The organism is Pseudomonas sp. B15(2017) (assembly GCF_002113215.1).
Classification (GTDB): domain Bacteria; phylum Pseudomonadota; class Gammaproteobacteria; order Pseudomonadales; family Pseudomonadaceae; genus Aquipseudomonas.
In genome coordinates, this window is record NZ_NEJZ01000006.1 from 54,036 (window position 1) to 80,800 (window position 26,765).

The 26,765-nt window shown below is 61.0% G+C and carries 28 protein-coding genes and 1 tRNA gene; 17 read left to right on the top strand and 12 right to left on the bottom strand.

The window, feature by feature from the left end; translation table 11 throughout:
* Window positions 1-127 precede the first annotated feature (127 nt).
* The 4 genes from CAF73_RS11100 to ntrC all read left to right on the top strand — a co-directional run bounded on the left by CAF73_RS11100 (window position 128) and on the right by ntrC (window position 4,006).
* Window positions 128-637, top strand: a complete 510-nt coding sequence (locus tag CAF73_RS11100; protein WP_085702702.1) for a DUF4124 domain-containing protein — start codon at window positions 128-130, stop codon at window positions 635-637.
* Window positions 634-1,257, top strand: a complete 624-nt coding sequence (locus CAF73_RS11105) for a DUF4124 domain-containing protein (protein WP_085702703.1) — start codon at window positions 634-636, stop codon at window positions 1,255-1,257. The genes CAF73_RS11100 and CAF73_RS11105 overlap by 4 nt, the downstream gene beginning before the upstream one ends.
* A gap of 230 nt (window positions 1,258-1,487) precedes the next feature.
* On the top strand, window positions 1,488-2,573 hold the full coding sequence (gene glnL / locus CAF73_RS11110) for a nitrogen regulation protein NR(II) (RefSeq protein ID WP_007952516.1): 1,086 nt from the start codon (window positions 1,488-1,490) through the stop codon (window positions 2,571-2,573).
* A complete protein-coding gene (gene ntrC, locus CAF73_RS11115; RefSeq protein WP_007952518.1) occupies window positions 2,570-4,006 on the top strand; it encodes a nitrogen regulation protein NR(I) in 1,437 nt (478 codons plus the stop codon). The genes glnL and ntrC overlap by 4 nt, the downstream gene beginning before the upstream one ends.
* A 410-nt stretch (window positions 4,007-4,416) precedes the next feature.
* On the opposite strand, the gene CAF73_RS11120 is transcribed toward ntrC, so the two are convergent.
* The gene (locus tag CAF73_RS11120; RefSeq protein WP_085702704.1) at window positions 4,417-4,857 is read right to left on the bottom strand and encodes a hypothetical protein; all 441 of its coding nucleotides are present in this window, start codon (window positions 4,855-4,857) and stop codon (window positions 4,417-4,419) included.
* Between CAF73_RS11120 and CAF73_RS11125 the strand changes: the two genes are divergently transcribed.
* Entirely contained in the window at window positions 4,856-5,311 is a 456-nt protein-coding gene (locus CAF73_RS11125; protein ID WP_007952520.1) for a tRNA (cytidine(34)-2'-O)-methyltransferase, read from the top strand. The genes CAF73_RS11120 and CAF73_RS11125 overlap by 2 nt on opposite strands.
* 183 nt (window positions 5,312-5,494) lie before the next feature.
* On the opposite strand, the gene secB is transcribed toward CAF73_RS11125, so the two are convergent.
* The 3 genes from secB to CAF73_RS11140 all read right to left on the bottom strand — a co-directional run bounded on the left by secB (window position 5,495) and on the right by CAF73_RS11140 (window position 6,713).
* Window positions 5,495-5,980, bottom strand: a complete 486-nt coding sequence (secB, locus tag CAF73_RS11130) for a protein-export chaperone SecB (protein WP_007909233.1) — start codon at window positions 5,978-5,980, stop codon at window positions 5,495-5,497.
* A gap of 63 nt (window positions 5,981-6,043) precedes the next feature.
* Window positions 6,044-6,298, bottom strand: coding sequence for a glutaredoxin 3 (gene grxC / locus CAF73_RS11135; protein ID WP_039764687.1), 255 nt, complete (start codon window positions 6,296-6,298; stop codon window positions 6,044-6,046).
* A 1-nt stretch (window position 6,299) separates the two neighbouring features.
* A complete protein-coding gene (locus CAF73_RS11140) occupies window positions 6,300-6,713 on the bottom strand; it encodes a rhodanese-like domain-containing protein (protein ID WP_085702705.1) in 414 nt (137 codons plus the stop codon).
* 152 nt (window positions 6,714-6,865) lie between these two features.
* Here CAF73_RS11140 and gpmI point away from each other — a divergent pair, with 152 nt between their 5' ends.
* The 5 genes from gpmI to CAF73_RS11165 all read left to right on the top strand — a co-directional run bounded on the left by gpmI (window position 6,866) and on the right by CAF73_RS11165 (window position 13,575).
* Window positions 6,866-8,392, top strand: a complete 1,527-nt coding sequence (gene gpmI, locus CAF73_RS11145; protein WP_085702706.1) for a 2,3-bisphosphoglycerate-independent phosphoglycerate mutase — start codon at window positions 6,866-6,868, stop codon at window positions 8,390-8,392.
* 250 nt (window positions 8,393-8,642) lie between these two features.
* Window positions 8,643-9,929 carry a murein hydrolase activator EnvC gene (locus CAF73_RS11150; protein ID WP_085698061.1) on the top strand — a complete coding sequence of 429 codons (1,287 nt, stop codon included), beginning with the start codon at window positions 8,643-8,645 and terminating at the stop codon, window positions 9,927-9,929.
* A 33-nt stretch (window positions 9,930-9,962) separates the two neighbouring features.
* Window positions 9,963-11,282 (top strand): S41 family peptidase, encoded by a 1,320-nt coding sequence (locus CAF73_RS11155; protein ID WP_085698060.1) that lies wholly within the window; start codon window positions 9,963-9,965, stop codon window positions 11,280-11,282.
* A gap of 2 nt (window positions 11,283-11,284) precedes the next feature.
* Entirely contained in the window at window positions 11,285-12,061 is a 777-nt protein-coding gene (locus CAF73_RS11160; protein WP_085702707.1) for a divergent polysaccharide deacetylase family protein, read from the top strand.
* 107 nt (window positions 12,062-12,168) lie between these two features.
* Complete coding sequence (locus CAF73_RS11165; RefSeq protein WP_085702708.1) at window positions 12,169-13,575, top strand: Vps62-related protein; 1,407 nt, start codon at window positions 12,169-12,171, stop codon at window positions 13,573-13,575.
* Here the strand turns inward: CAF73_RS11165 and CAF73_RS11170 are convergent.
* The 7 genes from CAF73_RS11170 to CAF73_RS11200 form a co-directional block, all read right to left on the bottom strand.
* Entirely contained in the window at window positions 13,556-14,311 is a 756-nt protein-coding gene (locus CAF73_RS11170) for an ABC transporter substrate-binding protein (protein ID WP_085702709.1), read from the bottom strand. The two genes, CAF73_RS11165 and CAF73_RS11170, sit on opposite strands and share 20 nt — an antisense overlap.
* A 76-nt stretch (window positions 14,312-14,387) precedes the next feature.
* Window positions 14,388-15,158, bottom strand: a complete 771-nt coding sequence (gene hisF / locus CAF73_RS11175; protein WP_007897430.1) for an imidazole glycerol phosphate synthase subunit HisF — start codon at window positions 15,156-15,158, stop codon at window positions 14,388-14,390.
* A gap of 9 nt (window positions 15,159-15,167) precedes the next feature.
* Window positions 15,168-15,905, bottom strand: coding sequence for a 1-(5-phosphoribosyl)-5-[(5-phosphoribosylamino)methylideneamino]imidazole-4-carboxamide isomerase (hisA, locus tag CAF73_RS11180; protein ID WP_085698056.1), 738 nt, complete (start codon window positions 15,903-15,905; stop codon window positions 15,168-15,170).
* Window positions 15,906-15,947: 42 nt separating this feature from the next.
* Window positions 15,948-16,208: a DUF2164 domain-containing protein gene (locus CAF73_RS11185; protein ID WP_056787227.1), complete on the bottom strand. Its 261-nt coding sequence runs from the start codon at window positions 16,206-16,208 to the stop codon at window positions 15,948-15,950.
* Window positions 16,209-16,847, bottom strand: coding sequence for an imidazole glycerol phosphate synthase subunit HisH (gene hisH / locus CAF73_RS11190; protein ID WP_085698054.1), 639 nt, complete (start codon window positions 16,845-16,847; stop codon window positions 16,209-16,211). It abuts the gene before it with no gap.
* Complete coding sequence (gene hisB, locus CAF73_RS11195) at window positions 16,847-17,440, bottom strand: imidazoleglycerol-phosphate dehydratase HisB (protein WP_039764670.1); 594 nt, start codon at window positions 17,438-17,440, stop codon at window positions 16,847-16,849. Before hisB ends, hisH begins: the two co-directional genes overlap by 1 nt.
* 292 nt (window positions 17,441-17,732) lie before the next feature.
* Complete coding sequence (locus CAF73_RS11200) at window positions 17,733-19,397, bottom strand: OFA family MFS transporter (protein WP_085611172.1); 1,665 nt, start codon at window positions 19,395-19,397, stop codon at window positions 17,733-17,735.
* Between the two features lie 355 nt (window positions 19,398-19,752).
* Here CAF73_RS11200 and CAF73_RS11205 point away from each other — a divergent pair, with 355 nt between their 5' ends.
* From CAF73_RS11205 to CAF73_RS11225, 5 genes are all read left to right on the top strand, one after another.
* Window positions 19,753-21,978 carry an AsmA family protein gene (locus tag CAF73_RS11205; RefSeq protein WP_085698053.1) on the top strand — a complete coding sequence of 742 codons (2,226 nt, stop codon included), beginning with the start codon at window positions 19,753-19,755 and terminating at the stop codon, window positions 21,976-21,978.
* On the top strand, window positions 21,975-23,042 hold the full coding sequence (gene mutY / locus CAF73_RS11210) for an A/G-specific adenine glycosylase (protein ID WP_085702710.1): 1,068 nt from the start codon (window positions 21,975-21,977) through the stop codon (window positions 23,040-23,042). Before CAF73_RS11205 ends, mutY begins: the two co-directional genes overlap by 4 nt.
* Window positions 23,039-23,311, top strand: a complete 273-nt coding sequence (locus CAF73_RS11215) for an oxidative damage protection protein (protein WP_007952551.1) — start codon at window positions 23,039-23,041, stop codon at window positions 23,309-23,311. Before mutY ends, CAF73_RS11215 begins: the two co-directional genes overlap by 4 nt.
* 91 nt (window positions 23,312-23,402) lie before the next feature.
* Window positions 23,403-23,478: transfer RNA gene (locus CAF73_RS11220), tRNA-Phe, on the top strand.
* A gap of 205 nt (window positions 23,479-23,683) precedes the next feature.
* Window positions 23,684-23,944 carry a hypothetical protein gene (locus CAF73_RS11225; protein WP_227234145.1) on the top strand — a complete coding sequence of 87 codons (261 nt, stop codon included), beginning with the start codon at window positions 23,684-23,686 and terminating at the stop codon, window positions 23,942-23,944.
* A 5-nt stretch (window positions 23,945-23,949) separates the two neighbouring features.
* On the opposite strand, the gene CAF73_RS11230 is transcribed toward CAF73_RS11225, so the two are convergent.
* Window positions 23,950-24,399 carry a hypothetical protein gene (locus CAF73_RS11230; protein WP_085702712.1) on the bottom strand — a complete coding sequence of 150 codons (450 nt, stop codon included), beginning with the start codon at window positions 24,397-24,399 and terminating at the stop codon, window positions 23,950-23,952.
* A 261-nt stretch (window positions 24,400-24,660) separates the two neighbouring features.
* Here CAF73_RS11230 and CAF73_RS11235 point away from each other — a divergent pair, with 261 nt between their 5' ends.
* A complete protein-coding gene (locus tag CAF73_RS11235; protein WP_085702713.1) occupies window positions 24,661-25,719 on the top strand; it encodes a YhcG family protein in 1,059 nt (352 codons plus the stop codon).
* A 69-nt stretch (window positions 25,720-25,788) separates the two neighbouring features.
* Window positions 25,789-26,760 carry an alpha/beta fold hydrolase gene (locus tag CAF73_RS11240; protein ID WP_085702714.1) on the top strand — a complete coding sequence of 324 codons (972 nt, stop codon included), beginning with the start codon at window positions 25,789-25,791 and terminating at the stop codon, window positions 26,758-26,760.
* Window positions 26,761-26,765 lie beyond the last annotated feature (5 nt).

Consider the following 26,765-nt stretch of genomic DNA (forward strand, 5'->3'; position numbering starts at 1 on the left):
ACGCGGCGTGGCAAAAGAGAGGCCTCCTTCGGGAGGCCTTTTTTATTGGACGGATGTTTTCCATCCGAGCCTTCCCCGCTCCACTGTCCTATGCTGCATCCCATCGTTTTCGTTTTCGGTCGATTTCATGGGTCGCACCCTTCTCTATATTTTGCTGCTGATCGCCCTGCCCGTCGCCGCGCAGATCTACAAGTACACCGACGCCGGCGGCAACACGGTGTACAGCGATCACGCGCCGGACGGCGTGCAGGCGCAGGCGGTGGAGTTGCCGCCGCTCAACAGCGTCCAGCCTCAGGCACCGAATGCGCCGTCTACCGATACGGTCAGTCGTGAGCCTGCGCGCAATGCCTACGAAGTGCTGGAGCTGACCGGCCTGCCCACCGAGGAAGCCCTGCGCGCCAACAACGGCACCTTCACGGTCAGTGTGCTGATCAAGCCGCGTCTGCAACCGACGCATCAATTGCGCCTGCTTTTGGACGACGCGCCTTATGGCCAGCCGAGCAACGTGCCGATCCTGCAACTGGTGAACGTCGACCGGGGCGAGCATCGGCTGGCGGTGCAGGTCATCAATGGCGAGGCGATCATTCAGCAGAGTCCGGCGGTGGTGTTCACCGTGCAGCGGGTGCACAAGCCATGACGCAGGGATCGATTGCCTTGTTCCTGTCGTTGATCGCGCTCGGCGCATCGGCCGAGGTGTTCACTTACATCGACGCACAGGGCAATCGCGTCTACACCGATCAACCGCGTGGCAACGCCAAGCGCGTGCCGCTGGCCACCAGCAATCGCATGGCCTCGAATCCGAGCAGCGCCGCCACGATCACGCCGTCGAAGAAATCTGCGGAACCACCGCTGTTCCACTACGACATGCTGCGCGTGCTGATCCCCGAGCCGGACGCGACCATTCGCAGCAGCGCCGGCGAACTGATCGTCAGCGTCACCAGCGAGCCGGGCCTGCAAAGAGGTCATCTGTATCGCTTGCTGCTGGATGGCAAAGCCGTCGGCGAACCAGGTCTGAGTCCGGTGTTCCCGCTGAGCAATATCGATCGCGGCAGCCACAATCTGTCGGTCGAGATCCTCGACGCTCAGGGCCGAACCGTGGAGAAAACCGCCAACCAGCCGTTCCACATGCAACGCATCTCTCTGGCCCAGAAGCGTCAGGTCAAACCGTGCGTCAGCGCCGACTATGGCGTGCGTCCGGAATGCCCGCTGAAAGACAAACCCGCCGAACCGAAAAACCCTTTCCTGCGTTTCTTCTGACGCCGTTCAGCTTTGCGCACTATATTGGTGCAATACACTGCACCGTACTCACATTCCAACCCATTTTGGTTCGAAAGTACCCGCCAGAGCGGTTTGACTGCCACGCAAACGAGCGTCAAACGCCCGTTTCAGGGGTTGAACGCTTCTTTTCGGAGCCTTGGTTTGGTTTTTGCATTTTCCTCGCATCAGCGCTGTATCCCTGCGCGCGCCATGCTCCAAAAGAGGTCCTCATGACCATCAGTGACGCACTGCATCGCTTGCTACTCGACAACCTGACCACCGCTACCATCCTGCTCGACAGCGAATTGCGCCTCGAGTACATGAACCCGGCGGCGGAGATGCTGCTGGCCATCAGCGGCCAGCGCAGCCATGGCCAGTTCATCAGCGAGCTGTTCACCGAGTCCACCGAGGCGCTCAACTCGTTGCGCCAGGCGGTGGAGCAGGCGCACCCGTTCACCAAGCGCGAAGCGATGCTCACCGCTCTCACCGGACAGACCCTGACCGTGGATTACGCGGTGACGCCGATCCTCAGCAACGGCGCGACCCTGCTCCTGCTGGAAGTGCATCCCCGTGACCGTCTGTTGCGGATCACCAAGGAAGAGGCGCAGTTGTCGAAGCAGGAAACCAGCAAGATGCTGGTGCGCGGCCTGGCCCACGAGATCAAGAATCCGCTGGGCGGTATCCGCGGTGCCGCGCAATTGCTGGCCCGGGAGCTGCCGGAAGACAGCCTGCGCGACTACACCAACGTGATCATCGAAGAGGCCGACCGCCTGCGTAATCTGGTCGACCGCATGCTCGGTTCGAACAAACTGCCGTCGCTGGCCCTGTGCAATGTCCACGAAGTGCTGGAGCGCGTCTGCCAACTGGTCGAGGCCGAAAGCCAGGGTTGCATCACGCTGGTGCGCGATTACGACCCGAGCATTCCCGACGTCCTGATCGACCGCGAACAAATGATTCAGGCGGTGCTGAACATCGTGCGCAATGCGATGCAGGCCATCAGCAGCCAGAACGAGCTGCGCCTGGGCCGCATCAGCCTGCGTACCCGCGCCATGCGCCAGTTCACCATCGGCCACGTCCGCCATCGTCTGGTGACCAAGATCGAGATCATCGACAACGGCCCGGGCATTCCGGCGGAACTCCAGGAAACCATCTTCTTTCCCATGGTCAGCGGCCGTCCGGACGGTACCGGGCTGGGCCTGGCCATCACTCAGAACATCATCAGCCAGCACCAGGGCCTGATCGAATGTGACAGCCATCCAGGCCACACCACGTTTTCGATCTTTCTGCCACTGGAACAAGGAGCCACATCGACATGAGCCGTAGTGAAACCGTGTGGATCGTCGATGACGACCGTTCTATCCGTTGGGTTCTGGAAAAAGCCCTGCAACAGGAAGGCATGACCACCCAGAGCTTCGACAGTGCCGATGGCGTGATGAGCCGCCTCGCGCGCCAGCAGCCGGACGTGATCATCTCCGATATCCGCATGCCCGGCGCCAGCGGCCTGGACCTGCTGGCGCGGATCCGCGAGCAGCACCCGCGGCTGCCGGTGATCATCATGACCGCTCACTCCGATCTGGACAGCGCTGTCGCCTCCTATCAGGGCGGCGCGTTCGAGTACCTGCCCAAGCCGTTCGACGTTGACGAAGCGGTGTCGCTGGTCAAGCGCGCCAACCAGCACGCCCAGGAACAACAGGGCCTGGAAGTCGCTCCGACCCTGACCCGCACCCCGGAAATCATCGGCGAAGCGCCGGCGATGCAGGAAGTGTTCCGCGCCATCGGGCGCCTGAGCCATTCCAACATCACCGTGCTGATCAACGGCGAATCCGGCACCGGTAAAGAACTGGTGGCTCACGCCCTGCACCGCCACAGCCCGCGCGCGGCCTCGCCGTTCATCGCGCTGAACATGGCGGCGATTCCGAAAGACCTGATGGAATCCGAGCTGTTCGGCCACGAGAAAGGCGCGTTCACCGGCGCGGCCAACCTGCGTCGCGGCCGCTTCGAACAAGCCGACGGCGGCACGCTGTTCCTCGATGAAATCGGCGACATGCCGGCAGACACCCAGACCCGACTGCTGCGGGTGCTGGCCGATGGTGAGTTCTATCGCGTTGGCGGGCACGTGCCGGTCAAGGTTGATGTGCGGATCATCGCCGCGACTCACCAGAATCTGGAAACCCTGGTTCACGCCGGGAAATTCCGTGAGGACTTGTTCCACCGCCTCAACGTGATCCGCATCCACATCCCGCGCCTGTCGGATCGCCGCGAAGACATCCCGACCCTGGCCAAGCACTTCCTCAGCCGCGCCGCGCAAGAACTGGCAGTCGAGCCGAAGCTGCTGAAAAGCGAGACCGAGGAATACCTGAAAAACCTGCCATGGCCGGGCAACGTGCGTCAGCTGGAAAACACCTGCCGCTGGATCACGGTGATGGCGTCCGGGCGCGAGGTGCATATCAGCGACCTGCCGCCGGAACTGTTGAGCCTGCCGCAAGACTCGGCGCCGGTGACCAACTGGGAACAGGCGCTGCGCCAGTGGGCCGATCAGGCCCTGGCTCGCGGTCAGTCGAGCCTGCTCGACAGCGCGGTGCCGGCGTTCGAGCGGATCATGATCGAGACCGCACTCAAGCACACCGCCGGGCGTCGTCGTGACGCTGCGGTGCTGCTGGGCTGGGGCCGCAACACCTTGACCCGCAAGATCAAGGAGCTCGGCATGAAGGTCGATGGCGGGGATGACGATGAGGGTGATGAAGGCTGAGATTGAGCGCCAGTCTGCACCGCCGCAAGGCACCGTGACCCGTAATCGGGCACGGCCAATGGCTCAGGCTTGCACTGAAAACCGCTGAAAATCCCATCCTGTGAAAAGACGAAGGCCCCGTATTACGGGGCCTTCGTCATTGTGTCGGGCTTTTTTGTTTCAAAACGAGAAAACCTGGCACGCCCCCTGCAATAACTCCATCAGGTGATTCGATTCACCCACCCTTTCGGGGGCCTTGGTACAGGCAGGCCGGGGATTCCCCTCTTTACACCGGACTCATCGAGTCCACCCTTTTGGGGCCCTTGATACAGGCAGGTCAGGGGTTCCTTCTTTACACCGGCTCAGAACGCGATGCGATGAGCCCGCCCGTTTCGGGAACCTTGGTACAGGCAGGCCGGGGATTCCCTCTTTTATTGCTCCCGGAGATGGATCTCCAGCCGCCAGCGGTCATCGACCGCCTGGCCGGCCCAGTCGCCCTGCAGCGGCCGCGCCGCCACCAGCGTCAGCAACAATCCCCCGTCACTCAAGCGCGTCCGCCAGTTCACGTCCCTGCCGTTGAACTTGAGCTGTCCTTTCTGCACCCTGCCTTCGGCCTCGAACAGCAACGCAACGCTGCCATCGACGATCTCGCCGTGCAGCTTCGGCTCGTTGTTGAACCAGACCGCCAGCCCCCCATCGATCACCTCGACCTGCTGTAAAACGGTCGGGTCAGGCGTGGTCAAACGGCCGATCATCATCCCGACCATCACACCGACGATCGCCAGCGAAGCCATCACCCGCGGGAATAGTTTCGAACGCGGATCCGCTTGCGGCGTAGAATGCGCGTCATCTTTACCTTCGGAGCCGTGCATGTTTCACGTCATCCTTTTTCAACCGGAAATTCCACCGAACACCGGCAACGTTATCAGGCTGTGCGCCAACAGCGGCTGCCACCTGCATTTGATCGAACCGCTGGGCTTCGAGATGGACGACAAGCGCCTGCGTCGTGCCGGTCTCGACTACCACGAGTACGCCACGCTGCAACGCCACGCCGACCTGGCCAGCTGCCTGGAAAGCCTCGGTCATCCACGGCTGTTCGCCTTCACCACGAAAGGCTCGCGGCCGTTTCACGATGCCGCGTTCGTCCCGGGCGATGCGTTCATCTTCGGACCGGAAAGCCGCGGCCTGCCACCGGAGGTGCTCGACGCCCTGCCGGGCGAACAGCGCCTGCGCCTGCCGATGCGCGAAGGCTGCCGCAGCCTGAACCTGTCCAACACCGTGGCAGTGGCCGTATACGAAGCGTGGCGGCAGAACGACTTCAAGTAACGCGCCAGTCCTGGATCGTTCCCACGCTCCGCGTGGAAATGCAGCCCGTGACGCTCCGCGTCACTGGACGCGGAGCGTCCCCAGAGGCATTCCCACGCAGAGCATGGGAACGATCAACGCGAGAACGATCGCCCAAGAAAAAAGCGCCTGTAACGGCGCTTTTTTCGTTGTTGCATCCACCGCTTACTGAACGGTCGGAGTCTCGCCGGATTCCTGCATGCGCTGCAGCTCTTGCGCGTACAGGGCGTCGAAGTTCACCGGGGCCAGCATCAGGGCCGGGAACGAACCACGGGTCACCAGGCTGTCCAGGGTTTCGCGAGCGTACGGGAACAGGATGTTCGGGCAGAACGCACCCAGAGTGTGGCTCATCGAAGCCGCGTCCAGGTTCTTGATCAGGAAGATACCGGCCTGTTGCACTTCAGCGATGAAGGCGACTTCTTCACCGTTTTTCACGGTGACGGACAGGGTCAGCACGACTTCGTAGAAATCACCTTCCAGGGCTTTCTGGCGGGTGTTCAGATCCAGAGCGACCGCCGGATCCCACTGCTGGCGGAAGATCGCCGGGCTTTTCGGGGCTTCGAAGGACAGGTCGCGTACGTAGATGCGCTGCAAGGAGAATTGCGGTGCGGTTTCTTCTTCGCTGGCTGCAGTGTTCTGTTGGTCAGTCATCTCAGATCCTTTCTGATCTCGGGTCTTTTAGGGTTCTTGGTGTTCGGTAGAGCGTGCAGCAGGTCAGGCCTTGAGCAGCGCGTCGAGCTTGCCGGCGCGCTCCAGGGCGTACAAATCGTCACATCCGCCGACGTGGGTGTCGCCGATCCAGATCTGCGGCACGGACGTGCGTCCGGCCTTCTGGGCCATGGCGGCGCGCACCTGCGGCTTGCCATCGACCTTGATCTCTTCGAAGGCCACGCCTTTGTTCGCGAGCAGGTACTTGGCGCGCGAGCAGTAAGGGCAGTAATCGCTGGAGTAGACGATGACGTTGCTCATGTCACTTCACCAACGGCAGGTTGTCGCCTTTCCAGCTGGAAATCCCGCCGGACAGCTTGGCGGCGGTGAAGCCGGCCTTCATCAGCTCGCGGGCGTGGGTGCCGGCGGTCTGGCCCAGGGCGTCGACCAGGATGATGGTCTTGGCCTTGTGTTTTTCCAGCTCGCCGATACGGGCAGCCAGTTTGTCCTGGGGAATGTTCACCGCGCCAACGATGTGACCGGCGGCGTATTCCTTGCTCGGACGGATGTCCACGACCACGCCGGCTTCCTTGTTGACCAGTGCGGTCAGCTCGCCCGTGCTCAGGCTTTTACCGCCGCCCTGCACCGTATGCGCCAGCAGCAAAGCCAGCAGTACGACGAAGATACCGACAAGAATGTAGTGGTTAGTGGCAAATTCAATCAGGTGAGCAACCATCGAAGGAGGTTCCAGGGCGTTAAAATGTCGGCCAGTATACACAGCCACTATGGTCGGCCAAACCCCGTCCGGCGGTGACGCCGCCGGAACTTCGCTTTAAACTCCAACTCCCTTTTCCATCGCCCTCTTCTTATTAGCCACGAGTGGATTCCATGACTACCACGCCTAAACCTTTGGTCCTGATGATTCTCGACGGCTTCGGTCACAGCGACAGCCACGAATCCAACGCCGTCTATGCGGCCAAAAAGCCTGTGCTGGATCGCCTGTGGGCCACCGTGCCGAACGGCTTGATCTCGGGCAGCGGCATGGACGTCGGTCTGCCGGACGGCCAGATGGGCAACTCCGAAGTCGGCCACATGAACCTCGGCGCCGGTCGCGTGGTGTATCAGGACTTCACGCGCGTGACCAAAGCGATCCGCGATGGCGAGTTCTTCGAGAACCCGACCATCTGCGCCGCCGTGGACAAGGCCGTGGCCGCCGGCAAGGCCGTACATTTCATGGGGCTGCTGTCAGACGGCGGTGTTCACAGCCACCAGGATCACCTGATCGCCATGGCCGAACTGGCCTTCAAGCGCGGCGCCGAGAAAATCTACCTGCACGCCTTCCTTGACGGCCGTGACACGCCGCCGAAAAGCGCCGCGTCGTCGATCGAACTGCTCGACGCGACCTTCCAGGCGCTCGGCAAGGGCCGCATCGCCAGCCTGATCGGCCGCTACTACGCCATGGATCGCGACAACCGTTGGGATCGCGTGTCTCAGGCCTACAACCTGATCGTTGATGGCAAAGCCGAATTCAGCGCCGCCACCGCCCAGGAAGGTCTGGAAGCCGCTTACGCCCGTGGCGAGAGCGACGAGTTCGTCAAAGCCACCAGCATCGGTGAGCCGGTAAAAGTCGAAGACGGCGACGCCGTGGTGTTCATGAACTTCCGTGCCGACCGTGCCCGCGAGCTGAGCCGTGTGTTTGTCGAAGACGACTTCAAGGAGTTCGAGCGCGCACGCCAGCCAAAAGTGCAGTACGTCGGCCTGACCCAATACGCCGCCAGCATCCCGGCCCCCGCCGCCTTTGCCCCGGGCAGCCTGGAAAACGTGCTCGGCGACTACCTGGCGAAAAACGGCAAGACCCAGCTACGCATTGCCGAAACCGAGAAATACGCCCACGTGACCTTCTTCTTCTCCGGCGGTCGTGAAGAGCCGTTCCCGGGCGAAGAGCGCATTCTGATCCCGTCGCCGAAAGTCGCCACCTATGATTTGCAGCCGGAAATGAGCGCGCCCGAAGTCACCGACCGCATCGTCGAGGCCATCGAGAATCAGCGCTACGACGTGATCGTGGTCAACTACGCCAACGGCGACATGGTCGGCCATAGCGGCGTGTTCGAAGCCGCGGTGAAAGCCGTGGAATGCCTGGACACCTGCGTCGGCCGTATCGTCGAAGCCCTGGAAAAAGTCGGCGGCGAAGCGCTGATCACCGCCGACCACGGCAACGTCGAACAGATGGCCGACGAATCCACCGGCCAGGCGCACACCGCGCACACCACCGAGCCGGTGCCGTTCATCTATGTCGGCAAGCGTGATCTGAAAGTCCGCGAAGGCGGCGTGCTGGCGGACGTGGCGCCGACCATGCTGAAACTGCTGGGCCTGGAAAAACCGGCGGAAATGACTGGGACTTCGATTCTGGTGTAATCGCCCGTCAAAACACTGAAAAACCCTGTGGGAGCTGGCTTGCCAGCGATAGCAATCTGACAGCCAACAACTATGTTGAATGTTCAGACGCCATCGCGGGCAAGCCGCTCCCACATTGGTTTGTGGGGTTTTCAAAGAGGATTTCACTCTGTCCGGCACCCCAGTTATCACACAGTCCCAATTGGGCGTTTTTTTTGCCGCGTCGGGCGGGCATACTAGGCCGTCCCTTACCCTGGTGCCGCCCGCCTCTATGCTTCGCGTCCTGATCGCCCTCGCTCTGACATGCCTGCTCCAACCGGCCTTCGCGGATGAGCGCGCGCAAACCCAACAGCAACTGGACGCCACGCGCCAGGACATCGCCGAGCTGAAAAAACTGCTGGGCAAGCTCCAGGAAGAAAAATCCGGCGTGCAAAAGGAGCTCAAGGGCACTGAAACCGAGATGGGCAAGCTCGAGAAACAGGTCGAAGCCCTGCAAAAAGAGCTGAAAAAGAGCGAATCCGAGCTGCAGCGGCTCGATGCGGAGAAAAAAAAACTCCAGAGCGCGCGCACTGAACAGCAGCGACTGATCGCCATCCAGGCCCGCGCCGCCTACCAGAATGGTCGCCAGGAATACCTCAAGCTGCTGCTCAACCAGCAGAACCCCGAGAAATTCGCCCGCACCCTCACCTATTACGACTACCTGAGCCAGGCTCGCCTGGAGCAGCTGAAAAGCTTCAACGAAACCTTGCGCCAACTGGCCAATGTCGAAAAGGACATCGGCTTGCAGCAGGCGCAATTGCTGGCGCAGCAAAGCGATCTCGACACTCAGCGCGAAGCGCTCGACAAGGTCCGCAAGGAGCGCCAGCAGGCCCTCGCCAAACTCAATGAAGACGTGAAAGCCCGGGACCAGAAACTGGCCGCCCGCGAGCAGGATCAGGCAGACCTGTCTAAAGTCCTTAAAACCATCGAGGAAACCCTGGCCCGCCAGGCCCGTGAGGCAGAAGAAGCGCGGCAGAAAGCGCTCATCGCCCAGCAGGAAGCCGAAAAAAAGCGCTTGCGTGAGGCCGAGGCGGAAAACACCGACGCCCCACGCAAACCGGTCAGATCGACTCCCGGCGCCCTGGTGTCCAGCGGCGGCGAGACCTTCGGTGGCCCTTTTGCGTCTAGTCGGGGAAAACTTCCATGGCCCGTTGATGGTCGACTGCTGGCACGCTTCGGCGAAACCCGTGGCGACGATGCCCGCACCAAGTGGGACGGCGTGATGATCAGCGCCTCCGCCGGCAGCCAGGTGCATGCCGTACACGGCGGGCGCGTGGTGTTTGCCGACTGGTTGCGCGGCGCCGGGCTGCTGGTGATCCTCGACCACGGCAACGGTTTTCTGAGTCTTTACGGTCACAACCAGACGCTACTGAAGTCGGCGGGTGACGTGGTTAAGGCCGGCGAGTCCATCTCCACTGTGGGTAACAGTGGCGGCCAGGACACTCCGGCGCTGTATTTCGCAATTCGTCAGCAGGGTCACCCGAGTGATCCGGCGCAATGGTGCCGCGCGCAAGGATAAGCGCGGGCAACCTAAATTAGGAGTTCGTTCGACATGCTGCATTTGTCCCGCCTTACCTCGCTGGCCCTGACGATCGCCCTGGTGATCGGCGCGCCTCTGGCGTTTGCCGCTCAACCGGCCCCGGCTGTCGCTCCGGCAGGCACTGCCGCGACCTCCAAGGCGCCATTGCCGCTGGAAGAGTTGCGCACCTTTGCCGAGGTCATGGACCGGATCAAGGCCGCCTATGTCGAACCGGTGGACGACAAGACCCTGCTTGAAAACGCGATCAAGGGCATGCTCAGCAACCTTGATCCGCACTCCGCCTACCTTGGTCCCGAGGATTTCGCCGAGTTGCAGGAAAGCACCAGCGGTGAATTCGGCGGCCTGGGCATCGAAGTCGGCGCCGAAGACGGCTTCATCAAGGTCGTGTCGCCAATCGACGACACGCCGGCGTCGAAGGCCGGCATCCAGGCCGGCGACTTCATCGTCAAGATCAACGGCGCGCCGACCCGTGGCCAGACCATGACCGAAGCCGTGGACAAGATGCGCGGCAAGATCGGCCAGAAGATCACCCTGACCCTGGTTCGCGACGGCGGCACGCCGTTCGACGTGACCCTTGCTCGCGCCGTGATTCAGGTGAAGAGCGTCAAGGCGCAACTGCTGGAATCGGGTTATGGCCTGATCCGCATCACCCAGTTCCAGGTCAAGACCGGCGAAGAGGTCTCCAAGGCCCTGGCCAAACTGCGCAAGGACAACGGCAAGAAGCTCAACGGCATCATCCTCGACCTGCGCAACAACCCGGGCGGCGTGTTGCAGGCAGCGGTGGAAGTGGTCGACCACTTCATCACCAAAGGCCTGATCGTCTACACCAAGGGTCGGATCGCCAACTCCGAACTGCGCTTCTCCGCCACCGGCAAGGACGAAAGCGAAGCGGTGCCAATGGTTGTGCTGATCAACGGTGGCAGCGCCTCGGCCTCGGAAATCGTCGCCGGCGCCCTGCAGGATCAGAAACGCGCCGTGGTCATGGGCACCACCAGTTTCGGCAAGGGCTCGGTGCAGACCGTGCTGCCGCTGAACAACGACCGCGCGCTGAAGATCACCACTGCGCTGTACTTCACGCCGAACGGTCGCTCGATTCAGGCCCAGGGCATCGTCCCGGACATCGAGGTACGCAAGGCCAAGATCACCAACGAGGCAGACGGCGACTACTTCAAGGAAGCCGACCTGCAAGGTCACCTGGGCAACGGCAACGGCGGCGCGGACCGTCCAACCGGTTCGGGCGGCAAGGCCAAGGCGATGCCGCAGGATGACGATTACCAGTTGGCCCAGGCCCTGAGCCTGCTCAAAGGCCTGAGCATCACGTCCGGCCGTTGAGGATGTCTTTGCGTTTTATCTTCGTCCTGCTGTGCTGTCTGGCGGGTGCTGCTCATGCAGAACCTGCCAGACCAACACCTCAAAAAGCCTACCTGACACTGATCATCGACGACCTGGGGCAGAACCTGCCCCGGGATCGCCGCGTGCTGGCCCTCCCCGGGCCGGTGACCACGGCGATCATGCCCGACACCCCGCACGCCACCGAATTCGCCCGCGAAGCCCATCGCGCCGGCAAGATCGTGATCCTGCACATGCCGATGGACCCGGCCACCGGTCCGTTCGCCTGGCATCCCGAACTGCCGATCGAAGAGCTGGAAAAACGGCTGAACGCCGCGTTCAAAATGGTCCCGTACACCGCGGGTATCAACAACCACATGGGCAGCCGCATGACCGCTCAACCAGTGGCGATGGCGTGGCTGATGGGCGAGTTGCAGCGCCGCCACAAATTCTTCGTCGACAGTCGCACCAGCGCGCAGACCGTCGCAGCGCAACAGGCGCAGAAGATCGATCTGGCGAGCGTTTCGCGGGATGTGTTTCTCGATGATGAGCGCACCGAAGCGGCGATCCTGACCCAATTGCAGACCGCAATCAGCCTGGCGCACAAACAGGGTTCGGCAGTGATGATCGGCCATCCCTATCCGCAGACCCTGGCCGTGCTGGAGCGCGAGCTGCCGAAATTGAAAGCTCAAGGCATCGAGTGGATCGACATCAAGCAGATGATCAGCGTGCGCAGCAATCGGGCCACCGCCGCTCATGGGAAAGACGGCGTTTATCGGTAACAAGCTGTCACGAAGCGATAGATAGATACCGCAGCCAGCCCCCTCGCTACCCGGATATTGAGACCCGTCGCGGCCACACCGAGCCGTTTCTTTATTCGGGATCAATCATGAACACCCAAACCAATCTTCATTTGCCTGTTCGGCAGATGGAACCCATAGCGGTTGAAAACCTGCTGATCAATTTCACCACCGAGTTCCACCGGATCTGGGACAACACCGGCTCGAAGTCAAAACCCGGCAGTTTCTGGCGTCCGACACCGGCTCCCGACCTGCTACCCGGTTATTTTCCGTTGGGTGATCTCGTTGTCGCCGGACGAGACAACATCAACGATAAGAAGGTGATGGCTGTCGTCCGCGAGGGGGATCTGCAAAATACCGAGCCGGGCAAAGGTCCTGCACTGAGCAGGCCGGATGATTACCAACTCGTCTGGAACGATATCGGCTCGAACGCCAACGGCGACTGCTCTGTCTGGCGGCCGATCCCTCCGCAAGGTTACGTGGCTCTCGGGCTGGTGTGCTCCAACGACCGCAGCAAGCCGTCCTTCAATGCCGTTCGTTGTGTGCGCACCGACCTGGTGATCGCCGCCAGTACCGGCGACCTGATCTGGAGCGACAAGGGCAGCGGAGCCGACCGCGATTTCAGCGCCTGGAGCGTCAAGCCTCCCGCAGCGCCCGCAGGGGAAATCTACTTTGCTCCGGGCACGTTCATTGGCGAAAACGGCTACGGCAAGCCTGCGTCGCCAGTCATCGCCTATGCCTTGCGGATGCAGATTCCCCTTCAGGTCGAGTCACCACCAGCCGCCCCCGTACTCACCGGGCACGATGCCTCTGCCGCCCTTACACCAGCGAAGATCACACGAGTGGTGCAGTTGCCGTGGTTCGCGGTAAACGACTCACTCATGGCAAACCTTGAACAACTGCGCACCTCACCGTTTTACAGCCTGGAGAGAACAGATCGCTATTTGCTTGTCGGCCAGGGGCAAAACAGTACAGACATGAACCGAGCGCTCAAATCGAAGGCCGGCCGTACCCAGTCCTGGGAGACGTTGCGCAAGTTCTGCCGTAACACAGGTATTGAAATCGGCGATCAATGGTCACCAAGCAGGTCTTTACCTGAGCCTGTCATCATCTGCTCGGCCAAATTGCACAACAGCTTCTTCAACGCCGAGTCAGAACCTTTCGAATGGGTGAACTCTTCGGACGCAGAGGTCATCGCACTCGTTGCAAAAAACCGGTTCGCGGCGGTTTACGTCTTGCAGAGCGACTATCGACTGTTGCGCGAAGACGGCTCACAAGTGGAAGGTCATTTCAGCTTTACCGACATGGACAGCCTGCATATGACGGATTGCCCGGTCGAGCCTGAACTCGAACGCGTGAAGGAACCGCTCGAAGAACCCGCGGAACCGACCGTCACTGAACCGGCAAAAGAGCCTGAAGAGCCGCCGGTGGCGGAGGTCGCAGTTAAACCGCAACCACCGGCTGAACCCGCAGCGGTTACAGATATCGCCCCATGATCTCGTCGACCACGCCATCCTTGCGCATCTGATCCAGCGCAGCTTGCAACTTGGCAACGGTTGCATCCGGTACGTCCTTGTTCAGCGCCAGATACAGTTCGGCACTGTTGAAGCGAAGCACGGTTTTCAGCCCGATCACGCCATCCTGCCGCGCCAGATAACGGCCGGCAGGATCGCCGGTGGCCCACAGGTCGATCTGGCCGCTGACAAGTTTTTTGGCATTGTCCTGATCGCGCAGCACCACCACCGGCTTCAGACCCTGTTTGGTCAACGTCTCGGCGATGGCATCGCCCTTGTAGGCGCCGATCTTGTATTTGCGCGCGTCATTGAGGGTTTCGAGGGTGATCTTGCTGTCGGCCTTGGCCAGCATGACCCAGTCGTCCGGGCCGATCGGGCCGACCCACTTGAAGAGTTTTTCGCGATCCGGCAGGCGCGCCATGACGAACGCACCGTAACCGGGATTCTCCAGCGCCAGTTTGTAGACCCGCTCCCAAGGGAAGCGCAGGGTCAGGCTGTAAGTGATGCCGGCACGCTTGAACATCTCGCGCACGATGTCCGTGGCGATGCCGTTGATGTTTTCATCCTGGGCGAAATTCTTGCCGTTCTTCGCCATGTTGTACGGCGGGAAGTTTTCGGTAAGAAGCACCAGATCGGTGTCGGGACTTACTTCGGCGTGGCCGGTGTTGATCAACAACACGGAGGCACTGGCGAGAGCGAGAAGCAGGCGTTTGATCATGTCGGGCTACCGAAATCCATGGCGTGCCCAAGAGTGCCTTGGGTACGCCATGCTGTCCACTGGCCTGTATGGATGTTTAACGCATTACGATACCGCGATGAGCCATGTAGGCTTTGGCTTCCTGAACGGTGTATTCGCCGAAGTGGAAAATACTTGCCGCCAGTACCGCGCTGGCGTGGCCTTCAAGAATGCCGTCAGCCAGATGCTGCAGGTTGCCGACGCCGCCGGACGCGATCACCGGAATACCCAGCGCATCGCTGATGGCGCGGGTCACGCCGAGGTCGAAGCCGTTTTTCATGCCGTCCTGATCCATGCTGGTCAGGAGGATTTCACCGGCACCCAGGCCTTCCATTTTCTTCGCCCACTCGACCGCGTCGAGGCCGGTCGGTTTGCGGCCGCCGTGGGTGAAGATCTCCCAGCGCGGGGTTTCGCCCGGGCCCGAAACCTTCTTCGCGTCAATGGCAACGACGATGCATTGCGAGCCGAAATGCTGCGCCGCTTCGCCGACAAATTCCGGGTTGAACACGGCAGCGGTGTTGATCGAGACCTTGTCCGCACCGGCGTTGAGCAGGTTGCGGATGTCCTGCACGGTACGCACGCCACCGCCGACGGTCAGCGGAATGAACACCTGGCTGGCCATACGCTCGACGGTGTGCAGTGTTGTGTCACGGCCATCGACGCTGGCGGTGATGTCGAGAAAGGTAATCTCGTCGGCACCCTGCTCGTCGTAGCGACGGGCGATTTCCACCGGATCGCCGGCGTCACGGATGTTCTCGAATTTCACACCTTTGACGACCCGACCGTTATCCACGTCCAGGCAAGGGATGATGCGTTTGGCCAGCGCCATGGTCAGTCCTCAGCCTTGGTACGAGTCGCAGAAAGCTTGCGCTTGGGCGACGTCGAGAGTGCCTTCGTAGATCGCCCGGCCGGTGATGGCGCCGATGATGCCCGGCGCCCTGGCGTCGAGCAGCGACTTGATGTCACCCAGGTTGTGAATGCCGCCGGAAGCGATCACCGGGATCCTGGTGGCAGCCGCCAGTGCAGCGGTGAACGGAACGTTGCAGCCCTGCATCATGCCGTCTTTGGCGATGTCGGTATAAACGATCGAGGACACGCCGTCGGCTTCGAACTGCTTGGCCAGGTCGATGACCTGCACGGTGCTGATTTCAGCCCAGCCATCGGTGGCGACAAAACCGTCCTTGGCGTCCAGACCAACGATGATCTTGCCCGGGAACGCGCGGCAGGCTTCAGCGACGAACGCCGGATCCTTCACCGCTTTGGTGCCGATGATCACGTAGCTGACGCCCGCCTTGACGTAGTGCTCGATGGTTTCCAGCGAACGGATGCCGCCGCCGATCTGGATCGGCAGGGTCGGGTAGCGCTTGGCGATTGCGGTGACGACTTCGCCGTTGACCGGCTGCCCTTCGAAAGCGCCGTTCAGGTCGACCAGATGCAGACGGCGGCAACCGCCCTCCACCCACTTGGCAGCCATGCTCACCGGGTCATCGGAGAACACTGTGGAATCTTCCATGCGGCCCTGGCGCAGACGTACGCAGGCACCGTCTTTGAGATCGATAGCGGGAATAATCAGCATCTGGCAAACCTTCAAATTTGAATGTTCAGCTTGGCTCGGAAATCAGTTTTTCTCGAGCGCCCACAGGTCGCTTTCAATGCTTTCAAACCGCTCCTTGAGGTGGGTCTGCACATCGAAAATCGCCCTGTTGTAATAGTGCGGAGCAATTTCGCGGGTAAACAGCTCAAGAATTTCCGCCGCCTCGAACGAACCCAGGTCCAGTTCGAAACGATCCTCCATGAACCGCTGAATCTTGCGGTTGGCCTCACTCTCCTGCTCAGGCGTGAGGGTCAGGATCGGCGGCCTGGATTTCTTGACGGCCATTTACCAGCGACCGTCCCACGCGGCGAAGTTCTGCAGCAATTGCAGGCCATGGGTATGGCTCTTCTCCGGGTGGAACTGCACGGCGAAACGCGAACCTTCGGCCAGCGCCGCAGCGAAATCGACACCGTAATGACCGCTGCCGACCACCTGCCGCGGGTTACCGGCGGCGATGTAGTAGCTGTGCACGAAGTAGAAGCGCGCCAGGTTCGGAATGTTGTGCCACAGCGGGTGATCCACCGCCTGCTTCACTTCGTTCCAGCCCATGTGCGGGACTTTCAGGTGTTCGCCGTCTTCATGCAGGTCTTTGCCGAAGAACTTCACCGCGCCCGGGAACAGGCCGATGCAGTCGACGCCGTCGTTCTCTTCGCTGCTGTCGAGCAAGGCTTGCATGCCGACGCAAATGCCGAGGAAGGGACGATCCTGGCTGACTTCACGCACCAGCGAGTCGAAACCGAGGCGACGGATCTCCGCCATGCAATCGCGAATCGCGCCGACGCCGGGGAAAACCACCCGGTCGGCTTCGCGGATAACTGCCGCGTCGCTGGTGATCAGCACCTTGCCGGCACCGACGTGCTCGAGGGCCTTGGCCACCGAGTGCAGGTTGCCCATGCCGTAATCGATAACTGCAACGGTCTGCATTACAGGACGCCTTTGGTCGAAGGCATCTGGCCGGCCATGCGCTCGTCCAGCTCGACGGCCATGCGCAGCGCGCGGCCGAAAGCCTTGAACACGGTTTCGATCTGGTGGTGGGTGTTGGTGCCGCGCAGGTTGTCGATGTGCAGGCTGACCAACGCGTGGTTGACGAAGCCCTGGAAGAATTCCTGGAACAGGTCGACGTCGAAGCCGCCGACGGTGGCGCGGGTGTACGGCACGTGCATCTGCAGGCCCGGGCGGCCAGAGAAGTCGATCACCACGCGCGACAGCGCTTCATCGAGCGGCACGTAGGCGTGGCCGTAGCGACGGATGCCTTTCTTGTCGCCAATGGCTTGCGCGAAGGCCTGGCCGAGGGTGATACCGACGTCTTCCACCGTGTGGTGGTCGTCGATATGCAGATCGCCCTTGCATTGGATATCCAGGTCGATCAACCCGTGACGGGCGATCTGGTCCAGCATGTGCTCAAGAAAAGGAACACCGATATCGAATCGGGCCTTTCCGGTGCCATCAAGGTTGATCGAGGCTTTGATCTGGGTTTCCAGAGTGTCGCGCTCGACAGACGCCTTACGTTCGGCCATCACCAGCTCCGCAAAATCATTGGGCGAAAAAGGCAGCCATTATAGGGGCGCGGGGCCGAAACAGAAACACGAGAGGTGCAATGACTGACGGATAGAACCCCCGGCCGTCGCGGGTAGACATGTCCATACAAGCCATTACAGGCAGCCTGAAAACAAATGTGGGAGCGAGCTTGCTCGCGAAATCGGTGGGTCAGCCGACAACGATGTCGACTGATCTACCCTCTTCGCGAGCAAGCTCGCTCCCACAGGTGTTGGTGCCGGCCTGAGATATCAGGCCGGCAATTTCAGCGTCTTAGTGGAACAGAACCGCCGTCTTCTGCAGGGTCACCCACACACCCCACGCCAACGGAATCCCCACCACCAGCCACGCAGCGATCGCCAGTGGCTTGCTGCCCGGCGCGGCTTTCCACTCCAGCACGGTGCTGGCGTCAGCACCCTTGTCGTGGCCCAGCGCCTGCTCGGCAGCCAGTTCGGCGTCGGTCATGAAGTACTTGTCGGCCACCGGGCGCACCAGCAGGTTGCACAGGAAGCCCAGCACCAGCAGGCCGGCGAGGATGTACAGGGTGATGTCGTAAGCGGCGGCGCGTTCAACGCCGATGCTCAGCTGATACTCACGCAGGTAGTTCACCAGCACCGGACCCAGCACGCCGGCGGCGGCCCAGGCAGTCAGCAGACGACCATGGATCGCACCGACCATTTGCGTACCGAACAGGTCGGCCAGATACGCCGGCACGGTCGCAAAACCACCGCCGTACATCGACAGAATGATGCAGAACGCCGCCACGAACAGCGCAACGTTGCCCAGGTGACCGAGATTCGGGATCAGCGCGTACAGCGCAAAACCCAGTGCGAAGAACACGAAGTAAGTGTTCTTGCGGCCCAGGTAGTCCGAGAACGACGCCCAGAAGAAGCGACCGCCGATGTTGAACAGGCTCAGCAGACCGGTGAAACCGGCTGCAATGGCAGCGATGGAAGCCAGTTGACCGGCGTCCAGTTGACCGAACGGCAGGTCGTTGCCCAGCAGCTTGCCGCCGAACACTTCCTGCAACAGCGGCGAAGCCATGCCGAGGATGCCGATACCGGCGGACACGTTCAGGCACAGCACCAGCCACACCAGACGGAATTGCGGGGTCTTCCAGGCCACGTTCACGTGAACGTGACGGTGGGTGATCATCGCGTTCGATGCTTTTTTCGCCGGCGCGGTCCAGCCTTCAGGCTTCCAGCCGGTTGGCGGAACGCGGTAGGCCAACGCGCCACCGATCATGAACACGAAGTAGATCGCAGCCATGGCCACGAAGCTCTGCCATACGCCCACGCCAGTCGGCGAAGCGAAGTGGCTCATCAATGCGGTTGCCAGTGGAGCACCAACCATCGCGCCGCCACCGAAACCCATGATCGCCATGCCGGTCGCCATGCCGCGCTTGTCCGGGAACCACTTGATCAGGGTCGAGACCGGTGAGATGTAGCCCAGGCCCAGACCGATACCGCCGATCACGCCGGAGCCGATCCACATCAGCCAGATCTGGTGGGTATAGATCCCCAGCGCAGAAATCAGCAGACCGCCGCACCAGCACAGAGCCGATACAACGCCAGCCTTGCGCGGGCCTGCGTGTTCGAGCCAGCCACCCCAGATCGCTGCCGAGCAGCCGAGGAAGATGAAGAACAGGGTGTAGATCCAGCCGAGCATGGAGATCGGCCAGTCGCATTGCGACGAGAAGACTTGTGCAATGAAGCTCATGTCCGGTGCGCAAGCCACCGGAGCGGTCACGCCCAGCGCCTTGGACAGCGGCAACCAGAACACCGAGAAGCCGTAGGCCATGCCGATGCACAGGTGAATGGCCAGAGCGGCCGGCGGAACCAGCCAACGGTTGAAACCGGGCTTGGCGATGATGCGTTCCTTGGACAGGAACCCGGGCTGATCGGCTTTGAAGCCGTCCGCCGTAATGGTCGTGCTCATTATGTATCCCCCAATTATTAGTATGGTTCGCCAGCCACTGCTCACCCCCGGCCTTTATGCACGCAGGCATGACCGTTTTTTTGCGGGTGAAGCTCCTTGAAAGCGCGACGTTAAGTCGCAGATGGGCGGACGAACGGGCGAAGGTTACCATTTGCACGTGACAGAAAAACCAAACTGACATCACCTTTTTTGGGTCATCTGATCTCCTGACGCCGGGGAACCCCGATGCCGATCGTTGTCGAAGCGCTGTACATCACGGTTCAGCGGGCTGACGGGGCACCGCAACAGCGAGGGTTGATGCAGCGCTATACTCCCCGGCTAAATCACGAATTCGACTACTTACAAGGACTCGCCCATGAAAGCGTTCGGCAAAATCCTGGGTCTGGTACTTCTCGGGCTGTTGCTGATCATTGTGGCGGCGGGCTTCGCCCTGACCCACCTGTTTGATCCCAACGACTACAAAGACGAGATCCGCCAGATTGCCCGCGACAAGGCCCACATCGAGCTGACGCTCAATGGCGACATCGGCTGGAGCCTGTTCCCGTGGCTCGGCCTGGAACTGCACGAGGCCAGCGTCGCTACTCTGGCCAAGCCTGCCGAACCGTTTGCCGACCTACAGATGCTCGGCCTGTCCGTGCGCGTGTTGCCGCTGCTGCGCCGCGAAGTCCAGATGAGCGATGTGCGCGTCGAAGGCCTGAACCTGCGCCTGAATCGTGACAAGAATGGTCATGGCAACTGGGAAGACATCGGCAAGGTGCCGCCCAAGGCCGGCAGCACACCGGCACCGACCACCACCGCCGAAACCGCACCCGAGACCACCCCGCAACCGGAAAAACCGGCCCAGCCGATCCGCCTCGACATCGACAGCCTGACCGTCAACAACGCCCGCGTGGAATACAACGACGAGCTGACCGGCAAGCAATTCAGCGCCGAAAGCATTCAGCTGAGCACCGGCGCGGTCCACGATTCGACCAACATCCCGGTCAAGGCCACCGCATTTCTCGGCACCAATCAGCCAGTGCTGCGGGTGCGCACCGAGCTTAACGGCGAGCTGCGCTTCGAGCGCGCCCTGCAACGCTACAAGTTCGAAGACCTTAAGCTTTCCGGCGAAGTCGCCGGCGATCCGCTGCAAGGCAAAACCGTGACCTTCGCCGCCCAAGGCCAGTTGTTGCTGGACAAGGCCGCCAACGTCGCCGAATGGACCGGCATCAAGCTGTCGGTCAATCAGCTGCGTGCCTTGGGCGAGCTGAAAGCCAACGACCTGGACAAGACGCCACAGATCACCGGCGGGATTTCCATTGCCCAGTTCGACCTGGCGAAATTCGTCGACAGCATCGGTCAGACCTTGCCAGCCATGGCAGAAGGCAGCCTGAGCAAGGTTGAACTGGTCAGCCGTGTCGCCGCGACGCCGACCAGCGTTTCGCTGGACAACATCAACCTGAAACTCGACGACAGCAGCTTCAGCGGCCGCATCGCCGTCGAAGACTTTGCCAAACAATCATTGCGGGCGATCCTCAAGGCCGACACCTTCAATGTCGACCGCTACCTGCCGCCGAAATCGGAGAAAGCCAACAACGCCACCCAGGTCCGCCAGGCCGAAGTTGCCAACACCGAGGCCGATGCGATGGCCGGTGCCGGCAGCACACCGCTGCCGGAAAAACCGAGCAAAAGCGCCTGGAGCACCGAGCGCCTGTTCCCGGTTGAGCGCCTGAGCAAACTCGACGTAAACGCCGACCTGACCTTCGGCCAGTTGACCCTCGACAAGCTGCCGATCCAGAACGCCGCACTGAAAGCCACCGGCCAGGGCGGCCTGCTGACCCTGGAAAATCTGCGCGGCGAGCTGTACAACGGCGACTTCGAAGCCAAGGGCACGCTGGATGTGCGCCAGACAGCGCCGGTGCTGAACCTGCAAACCCGGATCAACCGGGTGCCGGTGGAGAAAATCCTCGAAAGCCAGGGCAAGAATCCGCCGGTCAAAGGTCTGGTCAATCTCACCAGTACCGTCACCGGCAGCGGCAACAGCCAGCAGGCGCTGATCGACACCCTCAACGGCAACGCCAGTTTTGTGATCAACAATGGCGTATTGCTCAACGCCAACCTTGAGCAGCAACTGTGCAAGGGCATCGCCACGCTCAACCGCAAATCCCTGAGCGGTGAGCCGCGCGGCAAGGACACGCCGTTCCAGGAACTCAAGGGCAACCTCACCTTCCGCAACGGCGTGGCCAGCAACCCGGACTTGAAAGTGCGCATCCCCGGCATGAGCGTCAACGGTGACGGCGATATCGACCTCAAGGTGCTGGGCATGGATTACCGCGTCGGCATCATCGTCGAAGGCGATACCAGTGCCATGCCGGATCCGGCCTGCCAGGTCGGCGAGAAGTTCGTCGGCATCGAATGGCCGCTGCGCTGCCGTGGCCCGCTGGAACTGGGCGCCAAGGCCTGCCGCGTGGACAACGAGCGCCTGGGCCAGGTCGCGACCAAAATGGCCGGCGACAAGCTCAGCGAAAAAATCGACGAGAAACTGGGCGACAAAGTCAGCCCGGAACTGAAAAACGCATTGAAGGGGCTGTTCAAGCGATGAGAGCGGAGCAGTTTTCCACGGCGGTGCTGGAATGGTTCGACCGCCACGGCCGCCATGATTTGCCCTGGCAACAGAACATCAACCCGTACCGGGTGTGGGTGTCCGAGATCATGTTGCAGCAGACCCAGGTCAGCACCGTGCTCAATTACTTCGACCGCTTCATGGCCGCGCTGCCGACGGTCGAAGCCCTGGCCGAAGCGCCGGAGGATGAAGTGCTGCACTTGTGGACGGGCCTGGGTTACTACACCCGCGCGCGCAATCTGCAGAAGACCGCGAAGATCGTCGTCAGCCAGTACGGCGGCGAGTTTCCCCGGGATGTCGAGAAGCTCACCGAACTGCCGGGCATTGGCCTGTCCACGGCCGGCGCGATCGCCAGCATCAGCATGGGCCTGCGTGCGCCGATTCTCGACGGCAACGTCAAACGGGTGCTGGCGCGCTTTACCGCGCAAGAAGGCTACCCCGGCGAGCCTAAGGTCGCGAAACAGCTGTGGGCCAACGCCGAGCGCTTCACGCCGCAGGATCGGGTCAACGCCTACACCCAGGCGATGATGGACCTGGGCGCCACGCTGTGCACCCGTAGTAAACCGAGCTGCCTGCTGTGTCCGCTGAAAAAGGGCTGTGAAGCGCACCTGCTCGGCCTGGAGACGCGTTACCCGATCCCCAAGCCGCGCAAGGCCATCCCGCAGAAACGCACGCTGATGCCGCTGTTGGCCAACGAGAACGGCGCAATTCTGCTTTATCGTCGACCGTCCAGCGGATTGTGGGGCGGTTTGTGGAGCCTGCCGGAGCTCGATGACCTCGACGACCTGCAACACCTCGCCGCGCAGCACTCGCTGGAACTGGGCGAGCAGCAGGCGCTGCCGAGCCTTGTCCACACATTCAGCCACTTCCAGCTGTCCATCGAACCCTGGCTGGTTCAGGTGCAGGAGGTCGGCGGTCACGTGGCCGAGGCCGACTGGCTCTGGTATAACCTCGCCACCCCGCCGCGCCTGGGCCTCGCCGCCCCGGTCAAGACCTTGCTCGAACGCGCGGCCGCCGTCTTGAATGCAGGAGAGTCGACATGACCCGCACCGTAATGTGCCGCAAATACAAAGAACAACTCGAAGGTCTGGAGCGCCCACCGTACCCGGGCGCCAAGGGCCAGGACATTTTCGAACACGTCTCGGCCAAGGCCTGGGCCGACTGGCAGAAACACCAGACCCTGCTGATCAACGAAAAACGCCTGAACATGATGAACGCCGAAGACCGCAAATTTCTTCAGGGCGAAATGGACAAGTACTTCTCCGGCGAGGAATACGCTCAGGCCGAAGGCTACGTTCCGCCAGCCGAATAACCCCCGGATTTCGTAAGCGACGGAATTAATTTAAGAAATTTTAAAAAAGTCGTTGACGCAAATCCGAAAAACCCTTTTAATGCGCCCCGTTGCCCAGATAGCTCAGTCGGTAGAGCAGGGGATTGAAAATCCCCGTGTCGGCGGTTCGATTCCGTCTCTGGGCACCAAATACCGAAAACCCTGAATCGCAAGATTCAGGGTTTTTTTATGCCTGCGATTTGACGGTGACCCGATTCCGCCCTTCTTGCAGACCGGAAATCGCGATACGTTGCTCAACCCTTACGCAAGAGGGTCATCCGCGCGATGAACCAGAAAAGAACCCGCGTTCCCCTCCCCCATCCCGCTCCACCGATAAAACGCACCGACTGGCTGATGATCGCTCTCGGCCTGATGTTCATGCTGTGTACCGGCCTGATCGCCTATGAAACCGTGGACGGTTTGATTCAGGGACGCATCGGCAACCTGGCTCGCGGCAAACACTTCGCCGTGTATTCGTTGACCACACAACCCGCCAACTTCTGGTTTGCCATCGCCACGCATTGCCTCCTCGCCCTCTTCCTGTCGGGCGCAGCATGGGTATTGATCTGGCTGGGCCGCACGGCAACGGTCACGCCATCCCGGCGCGACCGGTAACGCTACTAGCTGTTGTCATTCCAGTGAAAAACCAGATTGCGCGCAGCACCGCCGCCTATTTCGGCCGCATCCCGGCGTGTTTCACCGTTGCGGGTCGCCACGACCGTGTATTTGCCGGGCGGCAACTGCACGTAGACCAATGGCCCGGTCTGATTCAGCGTCAGCACGGTCTGACCCGGAGCTTTCTGGATCATCACGTCGACATCGGCGGTGTATTGGTTTTGCATGCCGACGGCGAACGTCATGTGCAGGTTGTAGCCCGCGGATTGCTGAATGGCTTTCGACTCATCTTCGCCAATCCCGCCAGCCAGATAGCGAACGCCGTTTTGTTCTTGCTGCTGAGCCTGCACAGCGGAGCTGTCGATCGGCTCCAGACTCGCAGCCTGCGCCATGGCCGGAAACAGCAGCACCGCAGCAGCGGCAACGGGCAGCACGAATGAAAGAACACGTTTCATGAGGACGACTCCCGGGCTCTCGCGGAACCCAATCGTTACCTCTTTTTAGATTTTGTCTTGCGGGGTGGGTTTTAGAACGATTGGGAGTTGCGGTTGATACGAAAAGGACTACACGCCGTACTCCTCGTTCGCGGACTCCGTCAGCCTGATCTCGCAAAACCCGCCCACTCTTCCTTCAGTGGCATCAGACACGGCCGGCATCCCCAGGCCCTGAACAATTGGCATGCTCTTGCTTCTGTTCACCCCGAGCCGGAAGACCTGATGAGCCAACTGGAAACGGCTGAACCACAAGATTCAAAACTTGAGTCGCTGCTGGGCGATCTGGGCGACCTGATACGCGAGGCCAGGCAGAAAGTGCTGCGAACGGTCGACACAATTCAAGTCCAGACCTGCTGGCAGATCGGGCGACACATTGTCGAGTTCGAGCAACAGGGAGCCCGGCGTGCGGGGTACGGAAAACAGCTTCTGGCTACGCTGGCGAAGGAGCTGACTGCAGACTTTGGGAAAGGCTTCGACGTTACCAATCTTCGAAAAATGCGGCAGTTTTATCAGCTCTTTCCAATTCGAGACGCACTGCGTCTCGAATTGAGCTGGACCCATTACCGCAGGATATTGCAGGTCGAAAGCGAACCCGCCCGGCAGTGGTACATGAACGAAGCCGCTGCGCAAAACTGGTCAAGCCGTGCCCTCGATCGCCAGATCAACACCCTCTACTACGAACGTCTGTTGATGAGTCGGGACAAAACCGACGTCTATGCAGAGGCCGCAACCAACATTGCCGCGATGAAAAGCAATCCCCGGGAATTCATCCGCGACCCGGTCCTGCTGGAATTTCTCGGCCTGCCATCACCGGGCAAGCTTCAGGAATCCGAACTGGAGCAAGCCTTGATCGACCAGCTCCAGGGATTTCTCCTTGAGCTGGGCAAAGGCTTCGCTTTTGTCGGTCGCCAGCAACGCATCAGCGCTGGCGACGATGATTTTTACATTGACCTGGTGTTCTACAACTACCTGCTCAAATGCTTCGTCATCCTCGATCTGAAGCGCGGCAAACTCAGTGCTCGGGACGTAGGCCAGATGGACATGTACATCCGCATGTACGACGACCTCAAACGTAGCGAGGGCGACGGGCCAACGGTGGGGATCATTCTCTGTGCCCAACAAAATGAATCGGTGGCGCGCTACACGATCCTCAAGGGTAATGAACAACTGTTCGCCAGCAGCTACAAACTGGTGCTGCCGAGCGAAGAGGAGTTAAGAGCGGAGTTGAATCGGGAACACACGCTGCTGGAAGAGCGCTTGAGCGATCAGACGGCTGATTGATCGCCGACGGATTGTTCACCGAGCCAGCTGGGACTATCGTTGGCAGCTACTCCGCGAAGGTCGAGAGCCATGGGTTTTCAAGACACGCACGCACTGGAAGCTGCCCGGAACAGAACCACACTCGCAAGCGATGTTCAGGACGCCCCCTTTCGGGAACCTGCCGCCGACGGTTATCTGCTCGGCGGTTTCACCTGGCGTCACGCCTCACCAGACCCACAACGCCCAGTGGTAATCATCAACGCCGCCACGTCCGTGCGCTGCCGTCACTATTCGCGCTTCGCGGCGTACCTTTTCGCCAACGGCTTCGACGTGATCATTTACGACTACCGGGGCATTGGTGAATCACGACCGAAATCGATGAGGCATTTGCAGGCTTCATGGACGGATTGGGGCGCGCTGGATTTCGAGGCGATGCTCAAACGCGCGCAGCGGGAGTTCCCCGGGCAGCCGATCGATGTGGTCGGGCACAGCTTCGGTGGCTGCGCAGCAGGCCTGGGGGCGTCCGGGAAGATAATCCGGCGACTGGTGACGGTCGGCGCGCAATTCGCTTACTGGCGCGATTACGCGCCCGAGCACCGCTGGCGGATGTTCGGCAAATGGCATCTGCTGATGCCACTGGTCACGCTGTTTTGTGGCTACTTTCCGGGCAAACGACTTGGCTGGCTGGAAGACACCCCCGCCGGCGTGGTGCGCGACTGGAGCACGCCGGACGCACGTTATGAGCGGCGCCCGAGCGGCAGAACGATGACCGACTTGCCCTTCGCCAACGTCCGGGCCAAAGCCCTGGCAATCAGCATCAGCGACGATCCCTACGGCACGATTGCCGCCATCGAACGTCTGCTCGCTTACTTTCACAACGCGCAAAGGACCCACCTGCGAATCGAGCCGCAGGACATCGGTGAACAGCAAGTCGGACATTTCGCCTTTTTTCGCAGCGCATACCAAGCCACACTATGGCCCATCGCTCTGACCTGGCTGCAGACCGGCGAACTGGCCTCCGACACCCCGGGGCGCAAAATCCCACGCAGCCAAGCCCTTTAACGCAC